Here is a 21,105-nt window from a genome sequence, read left to right on the forward strand (position 1 = left end):
AAGGGCCTTCCACCCGACCCACCGGTACGGTCAGGATGTGCAGGTGCTCGGTGCCATCGGACTCGACGACGTACAGGAGTCGGCCTACCGCGCGCTGGTCGCACTCGGCGCCGCCGATGTCCCCGAGCTGGCGCGGCGGTTGACGCTGCCCGAGCCGGAGGCGGTGCGCACCCTGCGGCGGTTGGAGCAGCACGGTCTTGCGGCGCAGTCGTCCGCGCGGCCCGGGCGCTGGGTGGCGGCGCCGCCGTCGGTCGCGCTGGGGGCGCTGCTGATCCAGCAGCGGCACGAGTTGGAGCGCGCCGAGCTGGCCGCCGCACTGCTCGCGGAGGAGTACCGGGCGGAGGCCGGCGAGCCCGCCGACGTACACGACCTGGTCGAGGTGGTGACCGGCGCGGGCGCGGTGGCGCACCGGTTCCTGCAACTGCAGCTCGGCGCCGAGCAGGAGGTGTGCGCGCTGGTCACGCGGGAGCCGCTGGCCGTACGCAGCCAGGACAACACCGCGGAGGAGAAGGCCGCGGGCCGCGGCGTGCGCTTCCGGGTCGTGCTGGAGCGCTCCCGGCTGCTGGCCCCGGGCACGGTCGCCGAGGCCGCTGCGGCGCTGCGCCGGAACGAGGAGCTGCGGGTCGCGGACGTGGTGCCGACGAAGCTGGTGATCGCGGACGGGGCGACGGCGATGGTGCCGATGTTCGCCGGGGCCGGCGAGCCCGCCGCGCTCGTGGTGCACGCGAGCGGGCTGCTGGAGTCGCTGTCGGGGCTCTTCGAGAGCCTGTGGCGGCAGGCGCTGCCGCTGCGGCTGACCGCCGGCGGTGCGGCGGTGGCGGAGCAGGCGCCGGACGGGCCGGACGCGGTGGACCTGCAGATCCTCGGCCTGCTGCTGGCGGGCCTCACGGACGCGAGCGCCGCGAAGCAACTCGACCTGGGGCTGCGGACCGTACAGCGGCGGGTGAAGCGGCTGATGGAGATCGCCGGGGTGCACACGCGGCTGCAACTGGGCTGGTACGCCCGCGAACGCGGCTGGTGCGCGGAGCAGCACGCCGACAGCCGCTGACGTCCCGGCGGGCGACCTAGCCTCTGCCCTTGCGTGCCCGTGCCTCGCGGTCCGCGGCGTCGCGGCGCTTCCAGTCCCGCCGCCGGTCCGCCTGCACCCGCAGGTCCGTGCGCGCCGCGATACGGGCGTTCTCACGCTGGAGCTTGCGGTAGCTCTCCAGACGGCGCGGGTGCAACTCGCCGTTCTCCAGGGCCGCGACGACCGCGCAGCCCGGCTCCGCGGTGTGCGTGCAGTCGTGGAAGCGGCAGCGGGCGGCCAGTTCCTCGATCTCCGCGAAGACCTGGCCGAGCCCGTCGTCGGCCTCCCAGAGGCCGACGCCGCGCAGGCCCGGGGTGTCGATGAGGACGCCGCCGCCGGGCAGCGGCAGCAGGTCGCGGGAGACGGTGGTGTGCCGGCCCTTGCCGTCCGCGTCGCGCACCTCGTGGACCCGCTGCACGCCGTCGCCGAGCAGGGCGTTGGCCAGCGTGGACTTCCCGGCGCCGGAGGCGCCGAGCAGCACGGAGGTGCCGGTGGACAGCGCGGCGGCCAGCTGCGGGACACCGGCGCCGGTGGCGGCGCTGACCGCGAGGACGGCGGTGCCCGGGGCGACCTCCTCGGTGTCGGCGACGAGGTGGCCGAGGACCACGGGGTCCTCGACCAGGTCGGCCTTGGTGAGCGCGACCAGCGGCTGCGCGCCGCTGGACCAGGCGAGGGACAGCAGCCGCTCCAGGCGCGCCGGTTCGATGTCGGCGGCGCGCGTCGCCGCCAGCGAGACGGCGATCACGGCGTGGTCGACGTTGGCGGCGATGACCTGGCCCTCGGAGCGTTTGGACGACGCCGAGCGCAGGAAGGCCGTGCGGCGCGGCAGCAGGGCCCGTACGGCGAACCGCTCGCCCGGTTCGAGCGCCGCCCAGTCGCCGGTGCACGGCAGTCGGGTGAGGTCGGCCGTGCGTCCTGCGGCGCGGTCGGCGGCGGCGAGGCGGGCGGTGGTGGCGCGGACGGGTCCGGCGTCGGTGAGGGCGATGCAGGAGCCGCGGTCCACCCGGGTGATACGGGCGGGGATCAGACCTTCGGACTCGTACGGCGCGAAGGCGTCGGCGGCGGCCTCATCCCAGCCGTAGGCGGCCAGGCGGCGGGGTGCGGGGAGATCTGTCAACGGAGCGACCCTTCAGAAAGGAGCGAGCGTGCGGCTGTCGTGCGGGGACTGTGCCCCTGACGGCTTCGGTCATGGCCCTCACCTCCCTGGTCGATACCGGTCACGTGGTGCGCTGGAAGCGTATGCAGCCGCGCACGTATCCCGCCACGGGTTTTCCCGCCGCCGGGACGCCCGCCGCGCTCGGACGGCGGGGAGCGGCGATCGGCGGCATGCTTGTCCCGTACCCCCGCGACGTGGACCGAGGTGACCGAGGTGGCGTCCAACGAGGAGGTCGCCGCGCTCTTGCAGGAGTACGCCGACCTGTTGTCCATCACCGGCGGCGACGCCTTCAAGGCGCGCGCCTACGAGCGCGCCGCCCGCGCGGTCGCCGGCCACTCCGCCGACGTGGCGGGGCTGGACGCCAAGGAGCTGAAGGCGATCCCCGGGGTGGGCGCCTCCATCGCCGGCAAGGTCGGCGAGTACCTGCGTACGGGCCGCGTGGCGGCGGTCGACGAGGCCCGCGAGCGCATCCCGGCCGGGGTCCGCGAGCTGATCGCCATCCCCGCCCTCGGCCCCAAGCGCGCGCTGGTCCTCTACGAGGAGCTGGGCGTGTCCTCCGTCGACGAGCTGGCCGCGGCGATCGGCGAGCACCGGCTGCGCGGCCTGAAGGGCTTCGGCCCGAAGAGCGAGGAGAAGCTCCTCCACGGCATCGACCTGCTGCGCTCGGCCACCGGCCGGATCCCCGTCGACACGGCGCTCGCGCTCGCCGACGACATCGTCGCCCGGCTGGCCGCGGTGGCCGGCTGCGAGCGCTGCGCGTACGCGGGCTCCCTGCGCCGGCGCCGCGGGACGGCCGGCGACCTCGACGTGCTCGCCGCCGCGGCCGACTCCGCGCCCCTGATGGCGGCGTTCACCGGGCTGCCGCTGGTCGGCGAGGTCATCGGCGCCGGTGAGACGAAGACGAGCATCCGCACCACCGGCGGCGTCCAGGTCGACCTGCGGGTGGTGCCGCCGGACGCGTGGGGCGCGGCGCTGCAGTACTTCACCGGGTCCAAGCAGCACAACATCCGCCTCCGCGAGATCGCCGTGCGCAAGAAGCTGAAGCTGTCGGAGTACGGGCTCTTCCACGCCCGCAGCGGCCGCCGCATCCGGGTCACGACGGAGGAGGACGTCTACGCCCGCCTCGGCCTGCCCTGGATCCCGCCGCCGCTGCGGGAGGACCGCGGCGAGATCGAGGCCGCGGGCCGCGGCGAGCTGCCGGAGCTGCTCGCGGAGGACGACCTGCGCGGCGACCTGCACACCCACACCGACCTCACCGACGGCATCGACACGCTGGAGGCGATGGTGGCGGCGGCGGGAGAGCGCGGCTACGCCTACTACGCGATCACCGACCACGCCCCCGAGCTGCGCATGCAGCGCATGACGAAGGAGAAGATGCTCGCCCAGCGCGAGACGGTGGCGGCGCTGGACGCGCGCTCCCGGCGGCGCAGGGGCGGGCTGCGGCTGCTGCACGGCACGGAGCTGAACATCGCGCCGGACGGCTCGGTCGACTGGCCGGGCGAGTTCCTGGAGACGTTCGACATCTGCGTGGCGTCGGTGCACTCGCACTTCACGCAGCCGAGGGACGAGATGACGCGCCGCTTCCTGGCCGCGGTGGAGAACCCGCACGTGCACGTCATCGGCCACCCCACCACCCGCAAGGCCGGCAAGCGGCCGGCGGTCGACGCGGACTGGGACGCGGTCTTCGCGGCCTGCGCCCGTACGGGCACGGCGCTGGAGGTCAACGCCCACCCGAACCGGCTCGACCTGCCGGACGAGCTGATCCTGCGGGCGCGCGGCCACGGCGTGAAGTTCGCCGTCGACAGCGACGCGCACTCGGTGCCGGACCTGGCGAACATGCGCTACGGGGTGGGCATCGCGCAGCGGGGCTGGCTGACGAAGGAGGACGTGATCAACACGTGGCCGCTGGCGCGGCTGCGCCGCTTCCTGCGCGCGAAGTCCGGCTGAGGCGGCAGCCCCGCGCTCACGGGACCTCGTGCCGGTCCCCGTCCACCCGGTCGGCCGGATCCCCCGGCTCCAGCGGCTCCCCCGGCCCCTTCCGCCGGGGCGGCCGCGGCGGCTGCGGCGGCCGCTCCTTCGCCCGGGAGCGCCGGTCCTCCTCCTGGGCCTCCTCCTCTTCCTCCGCGTGCTCCGGCTCCGGCTCCCGTGCCCGCTCCTCCGCCGAGGCGTCCCCGTCGAGCCCGCGCAGGCGCGCCTGCCGCGCCGCCGAGGCCGCCGCGACCAGCCGGGCCGCGGCCTCCTCCCGGGCGCGGGCGGTCTCGGCGCGGCCGGTGGCGGTGGCGACGGACGGCCAGACGCGGTCGAACGCGGCGTTGACCGCCGCGCCGACCAGCACCGCGAACGCGGAGACGCCGAACCACAGCAGCACCGCCACGGGCGCCGCCAGCGACCCGTAGATCGTCGGGCCCTCCACGGCGTTCAGCAGGTAGAGCCGCAGCAGCACGCTGCCCAGCAGCCACATGCCGAGCGCCACCAGCGCCCCGGGCAGGTCCTCCCGCCACGGCGAGCGCACGGGGACGGCCGCGTGGTAGAGGGTCGTGAGGAACGCGACCGAGAGCACGACGACGACCGGCCAGTACAGCACCCGAACGGCGGTCTCGCTCCACGGCAGCAGCTGCACCACCGCGTCCGGCCCCGCCACCATCAGCGGCAGCGCGACCACGCCGATGACCAGCGCCACGAGGTACAGCCCGAACGCCAGCAGCCGGGTCTTGACGATGCCGCGGTGGCCTTCGAGCCCGTACATGATGGTGATGGTGTCGATGAAGACGTTCACGGCCCGCGAGCCCGACCACAGCGCGAGGGCGAAGCCGAACGAGATCAGGTCCGGGCGGCCGCCGCGGGTGACGTCGTCGAGCAGCGGGCGGACGATCTGGTCGACGCCCTTGGCGGTCAGGACCGTGTCGGAGGCGTCGATGATGTTGTGCCGGATGGTCTCGACGTCGATGAGCCACTGGTCGAAGTAGCCCAGCAGGCCGAGGAGGCCGAGGAGCAGCGGCGGCAGCGACAGCAGGCTGAAGAACGCGGCCTCGGCGGCGAGGCCGATGACGCGGTGCTCCATGCAGGAATTGACGGTGTCCTTCAGCAGCAGCCACGCCACCCGGCGCTTGGGCAGGTTCTGGTACAGGACGCGGGCCCGGCCCAGCCGGCCGCGGGGTCCGCCGCTTCCGCCCTGTTCCGCACCCGTTTCCCGTTCTGCTCCCACCTGCCTACCGTAGCTGTCATGGCAGCAGGTACTCATACGGTGACAAACCAGCCTCCGCCGCTGGTCGGCTACGACGTCTACGCCGCGGACGCGGCCCTCGCCGAGGCGGTGGAGCGGTACGTCGCCCCCGAGCGGCACGCCGCGGCGCACGCGGAGCTGACCGCCCTGGGCCGCGCGGCGGGCTCCGCCGAGGCGCAGCGGTGGGGCGTCGAGGCGAACGCCTCGCCGCCCGTGCTGCGCACCCACGACCGCTACGGCCGCCGCATCGACGAGGTCGGCTTCCACCCCTCCTGGCACCGGCTGCTGGAGCACGGTGTCGCCGCCGGGCTGACGGACGCCTGGGGCCGGCCGGACGGGCACGTGCGGCGGGCGGCCGGATTCCTGGTGTGGACGCAGGCCGAGGCGGGGCACGGCTGCCCGCTGTCGATGACGCACGCCGCGGTGCCGGCGCTGCGCGCCCAGCCGGAGCTGGCGGCGGTGTGGGAGCCGCTGCTGACCTCGCGGGTGTACGAACCGGGCCTGGTGCCCGCCGCCGCGAAGGCGGGCGCGCTCGCCGGGATGGGGATGACGGAGAAGCAGGGCGGCTCGGACGTACGGGCCAACACCACGCGCGCGGAGCCGGCCGGGGACGGCGCGTACGCGCTGACGGGGCACAAGTGGTTCTGCTCGGCGCCGATGTCGGACGCCTTCCTGGTGCTCGCGCAGGTCGCGGGCGGCACCGGTCCGGGCGGGCCGACCTGCTTCCTGCTGCCGCGCGTGCTGCCGGACGGCAGCCGCAACACCTTCCTCCTGCAGCGGCTGAAGGACAAGCTCGGCAACCGCTCGAACGCCTCCGCGGAGGTCGAGTTCGACGGCACGACGCTCGCGTGGCGGGTCGGCGAGGAGGGCCGGGGCATCCCGGCGATCATCGGGATGGTCGCCGCCACCCGGGTCGACTGCGCGACGGCGGCGGCGGCCGTGATGCGGCAGGCGGTGGCGCAGGCGGTGCACCACTGCACGTACCGCGAGGCGTTCGGCGGGGCGCTCGCCGACAAGCCGCTGATGCGCAACGTGCTGGCGGACCTGGCGCTGGAGTCGGAGGCGGCGACGGCGCTGGCGCTGCGGCTGGCGGCGGCGCACGACGCGGACACCGACGAGGAGCGGGCCTTCCTGCGGCTGGCGGTGCCGGCGGCGAAGTACTGGGTGACGAAGCGGTGCACGCCGGTGGCGGCGGAGGCGCTGGAGTGCCTGGGCGGCAACGGGTACGTGGAGGAGTCGGGGATGCCGCGGCTGCTGCGCGAGGCGCCGCTGAACTCGATCTGGGAGGGCTCCGGCAACGTACAGGCGCTCGACCTGCTGCGCGCACTGGGACGCGAGCCGCGCGCGGTGGACGCGGTGCTCACCGAGATCGGCCGGGCGCGCGGCGCGGACCACCGGCTGGACCGGGCGGTGAAGGACCTGCTGACGGAGCTGGCGGACCTGGAGGGCGTCGAGACGCGGGCGCGCCGGCTGGCGGAGCGGCTGGCGCTGGTGCTCCAGGGGGCGCTGCTCGTACGGCACGCGCCGGCGGCGGTCGCGGACGCCTTCTGCGCCTCGCGGCTGGGCGGCGAGTGGGGTGCGGAGCTGGGGACGCTGCCGCACGGCCCGGACCTGCGGGCCGTGGTGGACCGGGCCCGTCCGGTGCTGCACTGACGACCGCGTGCACGGCTGGCCGTGGCGCGTCGCCGACGTGATCGTTGAGTCGTGCGTGGTGGGCAACCGGGCGCGTGCGGGCGATCATCCGATGCCGGCAGATCACGGGGCCGGCACCTGGGGTGATCGCTGAACTCGTCGCTGAGATCGGCCCGTTGCGGCAGGAGCGACATCGGGCGGCGCTCGCAGCGCCGCCCCCGTCAGCGGGCCGTGGGCACCGGGGCGGAAGCTTCGCGGCAGGGCCTGGACCGGTGGACCTTCCGAAGCGGGGCATGTGCGCATCGCCAGGAGGCGGCTCCGCAACTTGCCGGAAGCTCTACGACCGCCGGCTGCCTTCGACTACATTGACGCACGCTCCCGGTTCCGGAAAACGGGCTGCGACCTTCGGAACGACGTCAAGTCGCACCGTTTTCATCGGAGAGAGGCTGTTGTGTGGGACCTGGCGCCGTCTGATCCGCGTGTGGTCGGGCCGTATCGGACTCGTGCGGTGCTGGGTGAGGGGGGCATGGGCCGGGTGTTGCTGGCGTCCGATGCGGCGGGCGGTCTGGTTGCGGTCAAGCTTGTGCGTGATGCGTTCGCTGCGTACGACGACAGTTTCCGGCAGCGGTTGCGGCGTGAGGCCGTGGCGGCACAAAGGGTCCGCAGTCCGCGTACTGCTCGGGTGGTCGATGCGGATGCCGACGCCGGAGTCCCCTGGCTGGCCTACGAGTTCCACCACGGGCCCACGCTCCAACACGCCCTGAACACGACGACGGCACTGCCGCAGGGCGGTGTGCTGCACCTTGCGACGGGACTGGCGGCCGCACTTCGCGACATTCACACCGCTCGGTTCATTCACCGTGATCTGTCGACAGCCAACGTTCTGCTGGCTGACGACGGTCCTGTGGTGATTGACTTCGGTATCGCCAGATCGGCCGGTGCTGCGGCTGAACCAGCCGACCAGACGCAGCTCGTGACGGTGACACGTACGGGTGTCGTGATCGGGAACCCGGGCTTCATGTCGCCCGAGCAGGCCATGGGGATACCCGACCTCACTCCCGCGAGTGATGTCTTCTCCCTGGGAACCCTGCTCGCGACGGCCGCCACCGGCCGCAATCCGTTCCAGGGCACGACCAGCGAACAGACCCGCTACAACGTCATGATGGCCACCGCGGACCTGGACCAGATCCCGGCCGCGATACGCCACGTCATCGAACCGTGCCTGGCCCGCGACCCCGCCCAACGCCCCACCGCACAACACCTCCTGACCACCATCCGGACACCACCCCCCGCCCCACCCCTGTGGCCCGAAGCAATCCACACACTCACGCGGCAACAGCACACCCGGATCAGCCACTACACCGACATCGACTCCACCACCGTCCTCCCCGGACCCCACGACCTCGACCCGACCAGGATCTTCCCCACAGAGGCGGAACCGAGTACCGGTCCCGCCGGCCCGCCCCCGGCCGAGGTACCCGGGATGCCCGGGAGGAAGTGGCGCACCGGCCTGCGCGTGCTGGCCGCTGCGGTCGCCTCCGCGGTCGTTGCCGTCGTAGCCGTCGTCGTCCCCTTGCCGTTCGGTGACGATGGTGAATCCGCGACGGACAGACCCTCCGAAGCCGCAGCGGACGTCTTTCCTGTCAGGATCAAGCACGACTATGGGGAGACGGTGGTCCCATCCGAGCCGCAACGGGTGGCCGCCTGGGGCTGGGGTGCCGCCGAGGTCGCAATCGCGCTGGGGAAGTTCCCGGTCGGCGTCGTCGAGCAGGAGTCCGCATCCGGCAGGGGCATGACGCCCTGGGTGGCGCAAGCCTACGAGGACGAAGGCCTCGACGACCCCATGCTCTTCAGTGAGGGCGGCTCGGCGAGCTTGGGATTGCCCAAGGAGCAGATCGCCGCGACCAACCCGGACCTCATTCTCGCGCCGTACTCGGGCCTGACCGAGGAGCAGTACGAACAACTCAGTGAGATTGCCCCGGTCGTGGCCCGCCCCGTGGGTGCCTCGGTGGAACCATGGGAGGGCGTCATCACCACCACCGCAAAGGCGTTGGGCGTGGCCGCGGAGGGCAAGGAGTTGCTCGCGGAGTCCGACGCCCGGCTCGCTGGACTCGGTGAGCAGAACGGGCTCACCGGGTCGTCCTTCGCGGCGGTCGTCAACGATCCGCCCAGGGGCAGGGTCCACGTCTTCTCGGACGCCAGCCCGGTCGTCCGGGTGCTCGAAGGACTGGGCCTGCGGCTGGCGGACTCAGTGGCCGAGCTGGATGCCGAAGGCAACCGCATGATGTACACCCTGGACTACGAGGATCTGGACCGGCTCGAATCCGATGTCGTCGTCCTGTACTCCACGACGTCCGAGTGGGCCGAAAGGGATCTGGCCAGCGAGGAACTGAGCGCCCTGCCGGCCTTCGCCGCAGGGCGGATCGCCCAACTCTCCGGTAGCGACGAGTTCACCTCGGCCACCGCACCGACGGTGCTGTCGATCCGCTGGCCCGGCGGAATGCCGGTACTGGCCGAGGCCCTGGAGAAGGCGGAGAAATTCCAGAACTGACCCCGCGTTGTGCCCCCACCCGCATCAACGGAAGGACCACCCTCCCATGCTTCGCCCCAGCGCCGCGCTCGCAGCCAGCCTTGTCTCCTTGGTGCTGCTGACTTCCTGCTCCGATCAGAAGGAGGACACGCCGGCCAAGAACGACAGCAAAGCCAATTCCTCGGCCCCCGCCGCCGAACCGTCGGCCGAGGCCCTGGAGGAGCAGGACGAGGTCCCCGACGAGTGGCCACCGGAGATCCCGTTGCCTCTCGGCTACAAAATCGAGGCGGCCTCGGAACCCACCCAGGCCGAATACCACAGCGCGCAGGTCGTCGGCGTACCCCAGGAAGCAGTGAGGGCCACGCTCGACGAGTTCGAGTCCAACGGATTCACCCAAAGCCTCGGTGACGCCATGAGCGAAAGGGGCATCTTCAATTATGAAAGCAAGAAATGGAGCGTGTCCCTCACCGTTTCCCCCATGGACAGCAAGGGGGAAATGACCACGGAGGACACGGGGATCTACACGATGGCGTACATTGTCGGACCCGCGAAATAGCACGTTCCACTGGATCGATCAGGACCGTTGAGAGAGGCTGTTGTGTGGGACCTGGCGCCGTCTGATCCGCGTGTGGTCGGGCCGTATCGGACTCGTGCGGTGCTGGGTGAGGGGGGCATGGGCCGGGTGTTGCTGGCGTCCGATGCGGCGGGCGGTCTGGTTGCGGTCAAGCTTGTGCGTGATGCGTTCGCTGCGTACGACGACAGTTTCCGGCAGCGGTTGCGGCGTGAGGCCGTGGCGGCACAAAGGGTCCGCAGTCCGCGTACTGCTCGGGTGGTCGATGCGGATGCCGACGCCGGAGTCCCCTGGCTGGCCTACGAGTTCCACCACGGGCCCACGCTCCAACACGCCCTGAACACGACGACGGCACTGCCGCAGGGCAGTGTGCTGCACCTTGCGACGGGACTGGCGGCCGCACTTCGCGACATTCACACCGCTCGGTTCATTCACCGAGATCTCTCGACAGCCAACGTTCTGCTGGCTGACGACGGTCCTGTGGTGATTGACTTCGGTATCGCCAGATCGGCCGGCGCCGCGGCTGAACCAGCCGACCAGACGCAGCTCGTGACGGTGACACGTACGGGAATCGTGATCGGGAACCCGGGCTTCATGTCGCCCGAGCAGGCCATGGGGATACCCGACCTCACTCCCGCGAGCGATGTCTTCTCCCTGGGAACCCTGCTCGCGACCGCCGCCACGGGCCGTAACCCGTTCCAGGGCGCGACCAGCGAACAGACCCGCTACAACGTCATGATGGCCACCGCGGACCTGGACCAGATCCCTGCCGCAATACGCCACGTCATCGAACCGTGCCTGGCCCGCGACCCAGCTCAACGACCCGACGCGCAACACCTCCTGACCGCCATCGGGACACCGCCCCCGGCCCCGCCCCCGTGGCCCGAGACGATCCACACACTCACCCGGCAGCAGCGCACCCGGATCAGCCGCTACACCGAGATCGACTCCACCACCGTCCTCCCCGGACCCCACGACCTCGACCCGACCAGGATCTTCCCCACAGAGGCGACGAACAGGCCGGAACCAGAACCGGATCCATCACCCTCGCGTTCATGGCGTACGCGGTCGGCCGTCGTCACTCTCGCGGCAGTCGCGATATCCGGCGCCGTGTGGGTCGCAACCGCGCTGACCGACCGAGGCGCTGGCGACGACACCGGAGCCACACCCCGGGCCAGCCCATCCGGTGCGCCGGCTCAACCCGGCCACGCCTTCGTCGACGTATCTCGAGGCGACTGCTTTCGCAACAACGGCACCATGCGGGACATGGACTTCGAGGCGGCCGGGTGCGGCGGGGGTGACGTGTTCGAGGTCGTACGCGCTTTCGACAACACCACCGACCGCAGCGTGTGCCGCTACGTCGAAGACGTCGAGTGGCGCTATTCCGTCCCGGACCCCGACGTGACGGTCTGCCTGGTGTACCGCCACAGCGACGGCGCCGCATACAACGCGGACCGGGGCGACTGCGTCGACAGCGGCACCGAGGGGACGGCGTGGACCGTCGCGCAGTGCCGCCCGTCCGGCTTCGCGGTCATCGACCGCATCGAGGGCCCGAGCACGTCAGAGGACTGCGAGCGAGTTCCCCGCAACAAGAGGGACCACTACTTCACGGTGGAGGGGACGCCCGAACTGAACGTCCGCTTGTGCATAGGCGTCATCGCACCCGACGACAACGCACACGGGGCGCGCATCGGGTCGTGATCAAGCTGCGGGGTCTGGCTTCGCGGCAGGACCTGGACCGGTGGACCGTCCTGGTCGACGCGAGTACGGACACGGGCGGGATTCGTCAGACAGGGCCCTGTCCGGGCCGGTATGCCACAGCGGAAGGTCCCCTCACGCAGGATGGAGAGGCGACCTTCCGCTGTGGCTGGGCGTCGGAAAGCGGTGCCGCGCCGACTCGGCACCCCCTCCGCTCGTCAACCCCCGCCCACTCAACTCCTCGCGCACGCGCGTACGCAAAGGTTGCACACCGTTGCAGCTTGCTGATGTGGCGTGATCGGTTTGGTCCAAGAGGTGGGCGCGGGGGCGGTGGCGCGGGCACCATTGAGTCCGGAGCGGCTGAACGGGCGGGCCAGCGGGGAGTGTTGTGCCGGAAAGTGCGGATACGGGCGGCGGCGGGCGCGGACACCGGCAGAGAGGCCGGGTGCGCAGCCCGCGGGCCGGCTGGGGCCGTGCGCTGACCGCCGCGGGCGGGACGGGCGGAGCCGCGGGCGGGACGGCGAACGGGCCCGCGGCCGGGCGTGCCGGCGCCGGGCGTACGGGCGGGGGGCACACCGGGCGTACCGGCGGGCGCGCCGCCGAGGCGTACGCCCTCCCCCTGCCGGGGCTGCCCCCGGCCGCCGACGTGCCGCGCGAGCTGATCGGCGACTCGTGGCGCCGCGCGGAGGAGCAGGGCCTGGACCGCGAAGGCCGCCGCCCGCAGCGGCGGGTGGGCATCGCGGAGCTGGAGTGGCGGCGGCGTACGGCGGGAGTCGGCGTCCTGCGCGAGGTGCTGCGCGACGGGCTGATCCCGGTCGACGAGTCCGTGCCCGAGCACGTCGTCGTGGTCACCGACGCCGACGGCGTGGTGCTGTGGCGGGACGGCGAGCGCGCGATGCTCAAGGCGGTGAGCCGGATCGGTCTGGCCGAGGGCGCCAGTTGGAGCGAGGACTCCGCGGGCACCAACGGCATCGGCACGGCGCTGGCGACGGGCCGCCCCGTGGGCGTCTACGGCGACGAGCACTTCCTGCGCACCTGCCGCCGGTGGAGCTGCGCCGCCGCGCCGCTGACCGACCCGCGCGACGGGCGGCTGCTGGGCGTGGTCAACGTGACCGGCCCGGCGCGGACGATGCCGACGATCTCGCTGGCGTTCGTCACCGCCGTCGGCCGGGTCGCGGAGGGCGAGTTGCGGGACCGGCACTGGACGGCGATGGGGCGGCTGCGGGCGGTCGCCGCGCCCGTGCTCGCCGGGATCGGCGGCCGGGCGCTGGCCGTGGACGGGCACGGCTGGTCGGCGGCGGCCACCGGCATGGTGCCGCCGGAGCGGGTGGCGCTGCCGAAGTCGCCGACGGCGGGCGAGTGCGTGGTGCCGGGTCTCGGGCGGTGCGCGCTGGAGCCGCTGCCGGGCGGCGGGTGGCTGATACGGGTCGAGCCGGAGGGGTCGGCACCGGCGCCGACGCGGGTGGTGCTGGACCTGACCCGGCCGGCGTCGCCGAGCCTGGCGGTGCTGGGCGGCGCGGGGCCGTGGTCGCAGCAGGTGAGCCCGCGGCACGCGGAGCTGCTGTACCTGCTGGCGGTGCACCGCGACGGGTTCAGCTCCACGGCGCTGGCCGACGCGCTCTTCGGCGACCCCGGGCGCACGGTGACGGTACGGGCGGAGCTGTCCCGGCTGCGCCGGAAGCTCGGCGGGCTGCTGGCGCACAGGCCGTATCGTTTCTCCGACGAGATCGACGTCCAACTCCTGCTCCCCGCCAGCCCGGCCGACCTGCTTCCCGGCTCCACGGCCCCGGCGGTCCTGGCCGCCCGCAGCTGAGCCGCCCGCCGTGTTCAGCCGCGGGGGTTATGATCTCCGGCCCACGCGTCTGCAGGGGAGGAAGCGATGCCCGTCGGGCCCGCGACCAGTGACACCGTCTACGCAACACGATCACCAAGACCGACCGCGCGGGCACCACGCTGCTGACCCTGGGCACCGGCGCACCCAGCGGCTTCCAGAGCGGCGAGCCCTTCAACCGCCCCACGGACGTGTCGATATGCCCGCGCACCGGCGACGTCTTCGTCTCCGACGGCTACGGCCGGCCGTGTGCGAGTTGGGTCATGACGCGGGTGCGGAGTAGTTCGTACTCCTCGCGGAGGCGTTCGATCCGCGGTGGGCGGGTTATGGCCGTGCCCGGGGTGACGGTCTCCTCCGGGCCGAACTGCTCGCGGGTGAGGTCGATCTCGACACCCAGGCCCAGCCGGTTCCACCAGTGATAGTCCGTGCGCTGCCCGTCCACCAGGACCTCGCCGCGCAGCAGCTCGCCGCCCAGCAGGTCGTTGACGACCAGGGCGGTGACGCCGCACTGGTCCCGTGCGGGGTTCTCGGGCGTCCACCGCGCCCGGAACTCGGGCGTGCACGTGTCGGCGCCCCAGCTGCTGCGCACGGCGTACTCGATGTCGGAAAGGAGCAACGGCGTCATCCCGGCATCCTCACACCCGCCACCGACAACACCACCGCTGTGCCCCGGGGCTCCCGACGACCGGCGGCCCTCCGCCGCGCCAGTGGCGCGGCGGAGGGCCGGTCCTGATCAGTGCGAGCCGCTCAGGAGGGTGCGGATGTGGGCTGCCAGGGTTTCGAACTCCGGGGCGGACATGACCTTTCCGTAGTCGCGCTCCCGCGGCAGGTCCACCGGCATCGTCTCGATGATCCGCCCCGGGCGGGCGCTCATCACCTCCACCCGGGTGCCGAGGTAGATGGCCTCCGAGATGGAGTGGGTGACCAGCACGATGGTCGTGCCGGTCTCCCGCCAGATGCGGTTCAGCTCGACGTTCAGGTGCTCCCGCGTCAGCGCGTCCAGCGCGCCGAACGGCTCGTCGAGCAGCAGCACCGGCGGCTCGTGCAGCAGCGCGCGGCACAGCGCCACCCGCTGCTGCATGCCGCCGGACAGCTCGTGCGGCAGCGCGTCCTCGAAGCCCGCGAGGCCCGTGAGCTCGATCAGCTCGTCGGCCCTGCGCGCCGCGGTCCGCTTGTCCATGCCGCGCATCTCGGCCTGCAGCAGGATGTTCTTCCGCGCCCCGCGCCACTGCAGCAGCGCGGCCCGCTGGAAGGCGAAGCCGATGTTGCGCTGCGGGCCCTTCACCTGCCGGCCGAGCAGGCCGACCTGGCCGGTCGTCGGCAGCACCAGGCCGGCGATCATCTTCAGCAGGGTCGACTTGCCGCAGCCCGACGGGCCGAGGATGGAGACGAACTCACCGGGCTCGATCCGCATCGAGACCCCGTCGACCGCCGTGGTGCGACTGCGCTTCGTGGTGAACGTGCACGTCACATCGCGGATGTCGATGCTGGCGGTCGCCGCCGCGTCCGTCGCGGCGGCCTTCTTCTTTTCGAGCTGCGGCACTGCTCACCCCTTAGCGGCGTACGACGCGTCCCAGTAGTCGGCGGGCTTCTTGGCCTCCTTCAGCATCCCGCCGTCCGACAGCAGGTCGATAGTCTCCTGCCACGACTCCTCGGAGTTGACGCCGATTCCGCCGCCGTCGCCCTCCAGCAGCGGCAGCGTGTCCTTGAGCTGGTTGGCGAGGACGTTGTCCGGCGGCGGCTCGGTCGCGGCCTCGGACATGATCTTCACGGCCTCGTCCTGGTTGGCCTCGACCTCCTGCCAGGACTTGGTGGTGGCCCGGACGAACGCCTTGGCCAGCTCGGGGTCGTCGGCCAGCATCTTGTCGGAGGCGACGATGCCGGTGCCGAGGACGTTCATGCCGAAGTCCGAGAAGAGGATGTAGTCGACCGTCTCGCCGGTGGTGTTCTCGATGGTCGGGCCCTGGTCGTGGAAGAAGCCCATGATGGCGTCGACCTTGCCGGCGGCGAGCTGGGAGATCTTGTCCGCGGGCTGGACGTTGACGACCTTGACCTTGGAGGGGTCCACGTCGTTGGCTTCGAGCCAGCCGGGGAAGGTGGCGTACATCGCGTCGCCCGGCGTGCCCGCGACGGTCTTGCCCTCCAGGTCGGCCGGCTCCTTGATGTTCTCGTCGGAGACGAACTGCACGGAGGACGGGCCCTTCTGGAGGTAGACCCCGAGGCTCTTGACCCCCATGCCCTCGCCGATGCCGGCCATCAGCGGCGGGGTGTCGGCCCAGCCGAAGTCGGTCTTGTTCTGCGCGACCTGCTGGATGGTGGCGGCGGAGCCGTTGCCGGGCTTGATCTCCAGGTCGATGCCCTCGTCGGCGTAGAAGCCCTTCTCCACGCCGTAGTAGAAGGCGGCGTGCTCCCCGTACGGCACCCAGTTGAGAGTCAGCGTGACCTTCTTGCCCTTGCCGTCGCCGCCCGAGTCGCCGCCGTCGTCGTCCGACGTGTCGGGGGCGCAGGCGCCGGCGGCGAGCAGCGCGCTCAGCAGGGTGAGTGTCGCCGCGGTGCGTTTCATGTCGTTTGCCTTCCTGGGTGGTCCGGTACTGCGGGATACGGGCTGCGGCGTCATGGCCGCGCACGGAGCGGGGCGGCGGCCGTGCACGGCCCGCTCAGGTCGTCGCCATGGTCACGCTGGAGCCCTCGCGGCGGCTGGCGTGCCACGGGATGAGGAGGGACTCGGCGACCTCGATGACGACGAACAGCACCACGCCGATCGCCGACATGAGGATCAGGTCCGCGAACAGCAGCGCGGAGTTCAGGTTGCCGCTGGCGAGCAGCAGGATGTAGCCGAGCCCTTCGCTGGCGCCGACGAACTCGCCGACGACGGCGCCGACCACGGCGAGGGTCACCGCGACCTTCAGCCCGGCCATGAGCTGCGGCAGCGCGCCGGGGAAGCGCACCTTGACGAAGACGCTCCACCGGCTGGCGCCCATCGTCGCGGAGAGGTCCAGCAGTTCGGGGTCGGTGTCGCGCAGCCCGGCGACGCCGGAGACGACGACGGGGAAGAAGGCGATCAGCACCGCCAGGATGATCTTCGGCGACAGGCCGGTGCCGAACCACACGATGAGGATCGGCGCGATGGCGATCTTCGGGATGACCTGGGCGAAGAGGATGATCGGGTACAGGGAGCGCTCCGCCGTCTTGGAGTAGACGATGAGCACGGCGGAGCCGATGCCGATGAGGGCCGCCAGCAGGAAGCCGATGACCGTCTCGTAGAGCGTCACGTAGGTGTGCTCCGCCAGCATCGAGCGGTCTTCCCACATGACCTCGAAGACCGAGCCCGGAGTGGGCACGAGGTAGCGCTCGACCATCTCCCGTGCGGTGACGAACCACCAGACGAGGCCGATCACGGCGAGCACGATGAGGGGCCGCCACACGGCGGAGCCGAAGGCGGCGAGCTGGTTGCCGAGGCGCGCTCCGCGCCGCCCCGTCCGCTCGGGAGCGGTCGGGACGGCGGCGGGCGCCTTGATGTCGTCCTGTGCCGTTGTCACTCGAGATGCATCCAATCGAGGTTGAACACGTGGCCGTCGCCGGGGCAGTTCTTGCGGACGGCGGAACGGCTCCAGGCCCCGCCCGGATGGCGTCCGGGCGGTGACCGTGGCGGCCCGTTCCGAGGGCCGTCCTGCGGTCGTGCGGTGAGGGTCGTTGCCAGGTGGTGCCGAGTGGTGCCTGGTGCGGTGCTACGACAGTGGCCAAGGCCACAGAAAGCGCTTGCCATAAGCTACGGGCGGCGCCCACCCGCGGGCAAGGGGTCGTGAGGCAGATTCCTGCACCGCACCCGGGTCCGCAAGGCACCGCGCGCCATGGTCTGATTCCCTGATGGAGAGCACCCCCCTCACCACCTGGTCGCTGGAGCAGACCGCCGCGGACGATCTCACCCCGGCGGCCGCACCGGCGGAGGTCGCGGCCGGCGAGCTGACCGTCGTACGCGCCGGGATCCCTTCCCCGGGATACAACCGTTATCTGTACGGCGCGGTCGGCGCCGACGTGTCGTGGACGGACCGGCTGGTGTGGGACGAGGAGCGCTGGCGCGCCTTCGTCGAGCAGCCGGGCACCGAGACATGGGTCGCGTACGCGAGCGGGACCCCCGCCGGCTACCTGGAGTTGGAGGGGCAGCCGGACGGGGTGGTGGAGATCACCTACTTCGGGCTGCTGCCCGCGTTCCGCGGCCGGCGCATCGGCGGGCATCTGCTCTCGGTCGGCACGGCGCGCGCCTGGGACCTGGCCGGGCGGTGGCCCCGGCGCCGGCCCACCCGCCGGGTGTGGGTGCACACCTGCAGCGATGACGGTCCGTACGCCCTGGACAACTACCGGCGCCGCGGCTTCCGGATCTTCGACGTACGCACCGAGGAGAACCCCGCAGGCGGGGCGCCGAAATAGCCGCTCAAACCCCGGTGTCCAAATAGCAAGACCGGACTGTCCGCATGGCGGATTACTGTGGACGATCCACGGCACCCCATGCCACGCTCTCTCCATGGATCGAGCTGGAGTCGCCCTGGTGAGTCGGCGTCACGTCGATCTCGGCCGCATGTCCAGCGCCATCTGTCCGGCGGGCTGAGAGTCACAGCACCGCCGACCTCCCGCCGCCGCCCAGCCGTCCCCACCGTTGCGGACGCCCGCGCACGCCCCTGTAGCGCCGCCCTGCCGAAGAACCGTTTACGCAGGTCAACCAGGGTCGTACGCGCCCACGGCCGGCTCCTTCGCCTGCCCTAAGGACACCCCTGTCATGGCTAACTCCTCCTCGCGCCCCACCGCGGCAGGCCGCCGCAAGGCCGGCCGCCACCGCGGCGAAGGCCAGTGGGCCGCCGGCCACTTCACGCCGCTCAACGCCAACGAGCAGTTCAAGAAGGACGACGACGGTCTCAACGTGCGGACACGCATTGAGACGATCTACTCCAAGCGCGGCTTCGACTCCATCGACCCCGCCGACCTGCGCGGCAGGATGCGGTGGTGGGGGCTGTACACCCAGCGCAAGCCGGGCATCGACGGCGGCAAGACGGCGGTCCTGGAGCCGCACGAGCTGGACGACGAGCACTTCATGCTCCGCGTCCGCATCGACGGCGGCCGGCTGTCGGTCACCCAGCTGCGGACGATCGGCGAGATCTCGCAGGAGTTCGCCCGCGGCACCGCGGACCTCACCGACCGGCAGAACATCCAGCTGCACTGGATCCGGATCGAGGACGTCCCGGAGATCTGGCGCCGGCTGGAGTCCGTGGGCCTGTCGACCACCGAGGCGTGCGGCGACGTCCCGCGCGTCGTCCTCGGCTCCCCGGTCGCCGGCATCGCCGCGGACGAGATCATCGACGGCACCCCGGCGCTGGAGGAGATCCAGCGGCGCATCGTGGGCAACCCTGCGTACTCGAACCTCCCCCGGAAGTTCAAGGGCGCGGTCTCCGGCGCCACGCAGCTCGACATCGTGCACGAGATCAACGACGTCGCCTTCGTCGGCGTCGAACACCCGGAGCTGGGCCCGGGGTTCGACGTCTGGGTCGGCGGCGGCCTGTCGACCAACCCCAAGCTCGGGGTGCGGATCGGCGCCTGGGCGTCCCTGGAGGACGTGCCGGACGTCTTCGAAGCCGTCGTCGGCATCTTCCGCGACTACGGCTACCGCCGGCTGCGCAACCGGGCCCGGCTGAAGTACCTGCTCGCGGACTGGGGCCCGGAGAGGTTCCGCCAGGTGCTCCAGGACGAGTACCTGCTGCGCACACTCGCCGACGGCCCTCCGCCGGCGGTGCCCGCCGAGCGCTGGCGCGACCACATCGGGGTGCACCGGCAGCACGACGGCCGCTACTACCTGGGCTTCGCCGCACGTGTCGGCCGCGTCGACGGCGGCACGCTGACGAAGATCGCCGAACTGGCGGCGCAGCACGGCTCCGACCGGCTGCGTACCACCGTCGAACAGAAGATGCTGATCCTCGACGTCGAGGAGGACCAGGTCGCCCCGCTGCGCGAGGCGCTGGCGGCGCTGGACCTCCAGGTCGAGCCGTCGGCGTTCCGCCGCGGCACGATGGCCTGCACCGGCATCGAGTTCTGCAAGCTGGCGATCGTCGAGACGAAGGCCCGCGGCGCGGCGCTCGTCGACGAGCTGGAGCGGCGGCTGCCGGACTTCGACGAGCCGATCACCATCAACCTCAACGGCTGCCCCAACTCCTGCGCCCGCATCCAGGTGGCGGACATCGGTCTCAAGGGGCAGCTCGTCACCGACGACAACGGCGAGCAGGTCGAGGGCTACCAGGTCCACCTGGGCGGCAGCCTCGGCCTGGACCCGGGCTTCGGCCGCAAGGTGCGCGGTCTGAAGGTCACCGCGGCCCAGCTCCCCGAGTACGTCGAGCGCGTGCTCACCCGCTACACCGCCGGGCGCGAGGAGGGCGAGCGGTTCGCCCAGTGGGCGGCGCGCGCCGGCGAGGAGGACCTCAAGTGAGCGGGCGGGCGGCGCCGTTCTACTGCCCGTACTGCGGCGACGAGGACCTGCGCCCCCCGGAGGAGGGGACCTCCCGCGGAGAAGGCACAGCGTGGGAGTGCAGGTCCTGCAACCGCGCATTCAAGCTCTCGTTCCTCGGGCTGCTGGCCGACGGCCTGCGTCCCGACAGCGATGGAGGGAACCACAACCGATGACGGTCATCGAAGACGCGGACACAGATACCGCGGCGCTTGCCGAACGGGCCGGCCGCGAACTGGAAGACGCCCCGGCGCTGGAGATCCTGCGCTGGGCCGCGGACACCTTCGGCAAGCGCTTCTGTGTCACCTCGTCCATGCAGGACATGGTCGTCGCCCATCTGGCGTCCCGCGCCATGCCGGGCGTGGACGTCCTGTTCCTCGACACCGGCTACCACTTCCCCGAGACCCTCGGCACCCGCGACGCCGTCGCCGCCGTGATGGACGTGAACGTCGTCTCGCTCACGCCCCGGCTGACGGTCGCGGAGCAGGACGCCGAGTACGGCCCGCGGCTGTACGAGCGCAACCCCGACCTGTGCTGCGCGCTGCGCAAGATGCAGCCGCTGGAGGACGGCCTCGCCGCGTACGACTCCTGGGCCACGGGCCTGCGCCGCGACGAGTCGCCGACGCGCGCGGGCACGCCCGTCGTCGGCTGGGACGCCAAGCGGCGCAAGGTGAAGGTCTCGCCGATCGCCCGCTGGACCGAGGCGGACGTGCAGAACTACGTCGCCGAGCACGGCGTGCTGACGAACCCGCTGCTGGCCGACGGCTACCCCTCCATCGGCTGCGCGCCGTGCACCCGCCGGGTCGCGCCCGGCGAGGACGCCCGCGCGGGCCGCTGGGCGGGCTTCGCCAAGACCGAGTGCGGCATCAACGTCTGAGCGCTCCGGCGCGACCCGACCACTCCCCGACCGG

18 protein-coding genes are annotated in these 21,105 nt (G+C 72.1%); 12 read left to right on the top strand and 6 right to left on the bottom strand.

Going from position 1 to position 21,105, the window contains the following annotated elements; translation table 11 throughout:
- The first annotated feature begins 43 nt into the window (after nucleotides 1–43).
- A complete protein-coding gene (locus tag LG396_RS08520) occupies nucleotides 44–1,048 on the top strand; it encodes a helix-turn-helix transcriptional regulator (protein ID WP_018843604.1) in 1,005 nt (334 codons plus the stop codon).
- A gap of 16 nt (nucleotides 1,049–1,064) precedes the next feature.
- Here LG396_RS08520 and rsgA read toward each other — a convergent pair whose 3' ends face one another.
- A complete protein-coding gene (rsgA, locus tag LG396_RS08525; protein ID WP_037747684.1) occupies nucleotides 1,065–2,183 on the bottom strand; it encodes a ribosome small subunit-dependent GTPase A in 1,119 nt (372 codons plus the stop codon).
- A gap of 243 nt (nucleotides 2,184–2,426) precedes the next feature.
- On the opposite strand from rsgA, the gene polX reads away from it, so the two are divergent.
- Nucleotides 2,427–4,169: a DNA polymerase/3'-5' exonuclease PolX gene (gene polX / locus LG396_RS08530; protein ID WP_225794283.1), complete on the top strand. Its 1,743-nt coding sequence runs from the start codon at nucleotides 2,427–2,429 to the stop codon at nucleotides 4,167–4,169.
- A 16-nt stretch (nucleotides 4,170–4,185) separates the two neighbouring features.
- On the opposite strand, the gene LG396_RS08535 is transcribed toward polX, so the two are convergent.
- Nucleotides 4,186–5,463: a YihY/virulence factor BrkB family protein gene (locus LG396_RS08535; RefSeq protein WP_225794253.1), complete on the bottom strand. Its 1,278-nt coding sequence runs from the start codon at nucleotides 5,461–5,463 to the stop codon at nucleotides 4,186–4,188.
- Between LG396_RS08535 and LG396_RS08540 the strand changes: the two genes are divergently transcribed.
- The 5 genes from LG396_RS08540 to LG396_RS39180 all read left to right on the top strand — a co-directional run bounded on the left by LG396_RS08540 (nucleotide 5,446) and on the right by LG396_RS39180 (nucleotide 13,689).
- Nucleotides 5,446–7,098 (top strand): acyl-CoA dehydrogenase family protein, encoded by a 1,653-nt coding sequence (locus LG396_RS08540; protein ID WP_225794254.1) that lies wholly within the window; start codon nucleotides 5,446–5,448, stop codon nucleotides 7,096–7,098. The two genes, LG396_RS08535 and LG396_RS08540, sit on opposite strands and share 18 nt — an antisense overlap.
- A gap of 460 nt (nucleotides 7,099–7,558) precedes the next feature.
- Nucleotides 7,559–9,628 carry a serine/threonine-protein kinase gene (locus LG396_RS08545; protein ID WP_308190075.1) on the top strand — a complete coding sequence of 690 codons (2,070 nt, stop codon included), beginning with the start codon at nucleotides 7,559–7,561 and terminating at the stop codon, nucleotides 9,626–9,628.
- A gap of 46 nt (nucleotides 9,629–9,674) precedes the next feature.
- A complete protein-coding gene (locus LG396_RS08550) occupies nucleotides 9,675–10,163 on the top strand; it encodes a hypothetical protein (RefSeq protein ID WP_225794255.1) in 489 nt (162 codons plus the stop codon).
- Between the two features lie 72 nt (nucleotides 10,164–10,235).
- Entirely contained in the window at nucleotides 10,236–11,879 is a 1,644-nt protein-coding gene (locus tag LG396_RS08555; RefSeq protein WP_308190076.1) for a serine/threonine-protein kinase, read from the top strand.
- A 442-nt stretch (nucleotides 11,880–12,321) separates the two neighbouring features.
- Complete coding sequence (locus LG396_RS39180; RefSeq protein WP_308190077.1) at nucleotides 12,322–13,689, top strand: helix-turn-helix domain-containing protein; 1,368 nt, start codon at nucleotides 12,322–12,324, stop codon at nucleotides 13,687–13,689.
- Nucleotides 13,690–13,942: 253 nt separating this feature from the next.
- On the opposite strand, the gene LG396_RS08565 is transcribed toward LG396_RS39180, so the two are convergent.
- From LG396_RS08565 to LG396_RS08580, 4 genes are all read right to left on the bottom strand, one after another.
- The gene (locus tag LG396_RS08565) at nucleotides 13,943–14,332 is read right to left on the bottom strand and encodes a YunG family protein (protein ID WP_225794256.1); all 390 of its coding nucleotides are present in this window, start codon (nucleotides 14,330–14,332) and stop codon (nucleotides 13,943–13,945) included.
- Between the two features lie 108 nt (nucleotides 14,333–14,440).
- Nucleotides 14,441–15,250: an ABC transporter ATP-binding protein gene (locus LG396_RS08570; protein ID WP_018836965.1), complete on the bottom strand. Its 810-nt coding sequence runs from the start codon at nucleotides 15,248–15,250 to the stop codon at nucleotides 14,441–14,443.
- Between the two features lie 3 nt (nucleotides 15,251–15,253).
- On the bottom strand, nucleotides 15,254–16,270 hold the full coding sequence (locus LG396_RS08575) for an ABC transporter substrate-binding protein (RefSeq protein ID WP_225794257.1): 1,017 nt from the start codon (nucleotides 16,268–16,270) through the stop codon (nucleotides 15,254–15,256).
- Nucleotides 16,271–16,364: 94 nt separating this feature from the next.
- Nucleotides 16,365–17,246 (bottom strand): ABC transporter permease, encoded by an 882-nt coding sequence (locus tag LG396_RS08580; RefSeq protein ID WP_101420793.1) that lies wholly within the window; start codon nucleotides 17,244–17,246, stop codon nucleotides 16,365–16,367.
- A gap of 328 nt (nucleotides 17,247–17,574) precedes the next feature.
- Between LG396_RS08580 and LG396_RS08585 the strand changes: the two genes are divergently transcribed.
- The 5 genes from LG396_RS08585 to LG396_RS08600 all read left to right on the top strand — a co-directional run bounded on the left by LG396_RS08585 (nucleotide 17,575) and on the right by LG396_RS08600 (nucleotide 21,071).
- Nucleotides 17,575–18,135, top strand: coding sequence for a GNAT family N-acetyltransferase (locus tag LG396_RS08585; RefSeq protein ID WP_037747667.1), 561 nt, complete (start codon nucleotides 17,575–17,577; stop codon nucleotides 18,133–18,135).
- Between the two features lie 94 nt (nucleotides 18,136–18,229).
- Nucleotides 18,230–18,313, top strand: a complete 84-nt coding sequence (locus tag LG396_RS39920) for a putative leader peptide (protein ID WP_367648462.1) — start codon at nucleotides 18,230–18,232, stop codon at nucleotides 18,311–18,313.
- A 168-nt stretch (nucleotides 18,314–18,481) separates the two neighbouring features.
- Nucleotides 18,482–20,176, top strand: a complete 1,695-nt coding sequence (locus LG396_RS08590) for a nitrite/sulfite reductase (protein WP_225794258.1) — start codon at nucleotides 18,482–18,484, stop codon at nucleotides 20,174–20,176.
- A complete protein-coding gene (locus tag LG396_RS39640; RefSeq protein WP_027741032.1) occupies nucleotides 20,173–20,370 on the top strand; it encodes a hypothetical protein in 198 nt (65 codons plus the stop codon). Before LG396_RS08590 ends, LG396_RS39640 begins: the two co-directional genes overlap by 4 nt.
- The gene (locus tag LG396_RS08600) at nucleotides 20,367–21,071 is read left to right on the top strand and encodes a phosphoadenylyl-sulfate reductase (RefSeq protein ID WP_018836959.1); all 705 of its coding nucleotides are present in this window, start codon (nucleotides 20,367–20,369) and stop codon (nucleotides 21,069–21,071) included. Before LG396_RS39640 ends, LG396_RS08600 begins: the two co-directional genes overlap by 4 nt.
- The last annotated feature ends 34 nt before the right edge of the window (nucleotides 21,072–21,105 follow it).

This window comes from Streptomyces aculeolatus (assembly GCF_020400605.1).
Lineage (GTDB): Bacteria > Actinomycetota > Actinomycetes > Streptomycetales > Streptomycetaceae > Streptomyces > Streptomyces aculeolatus.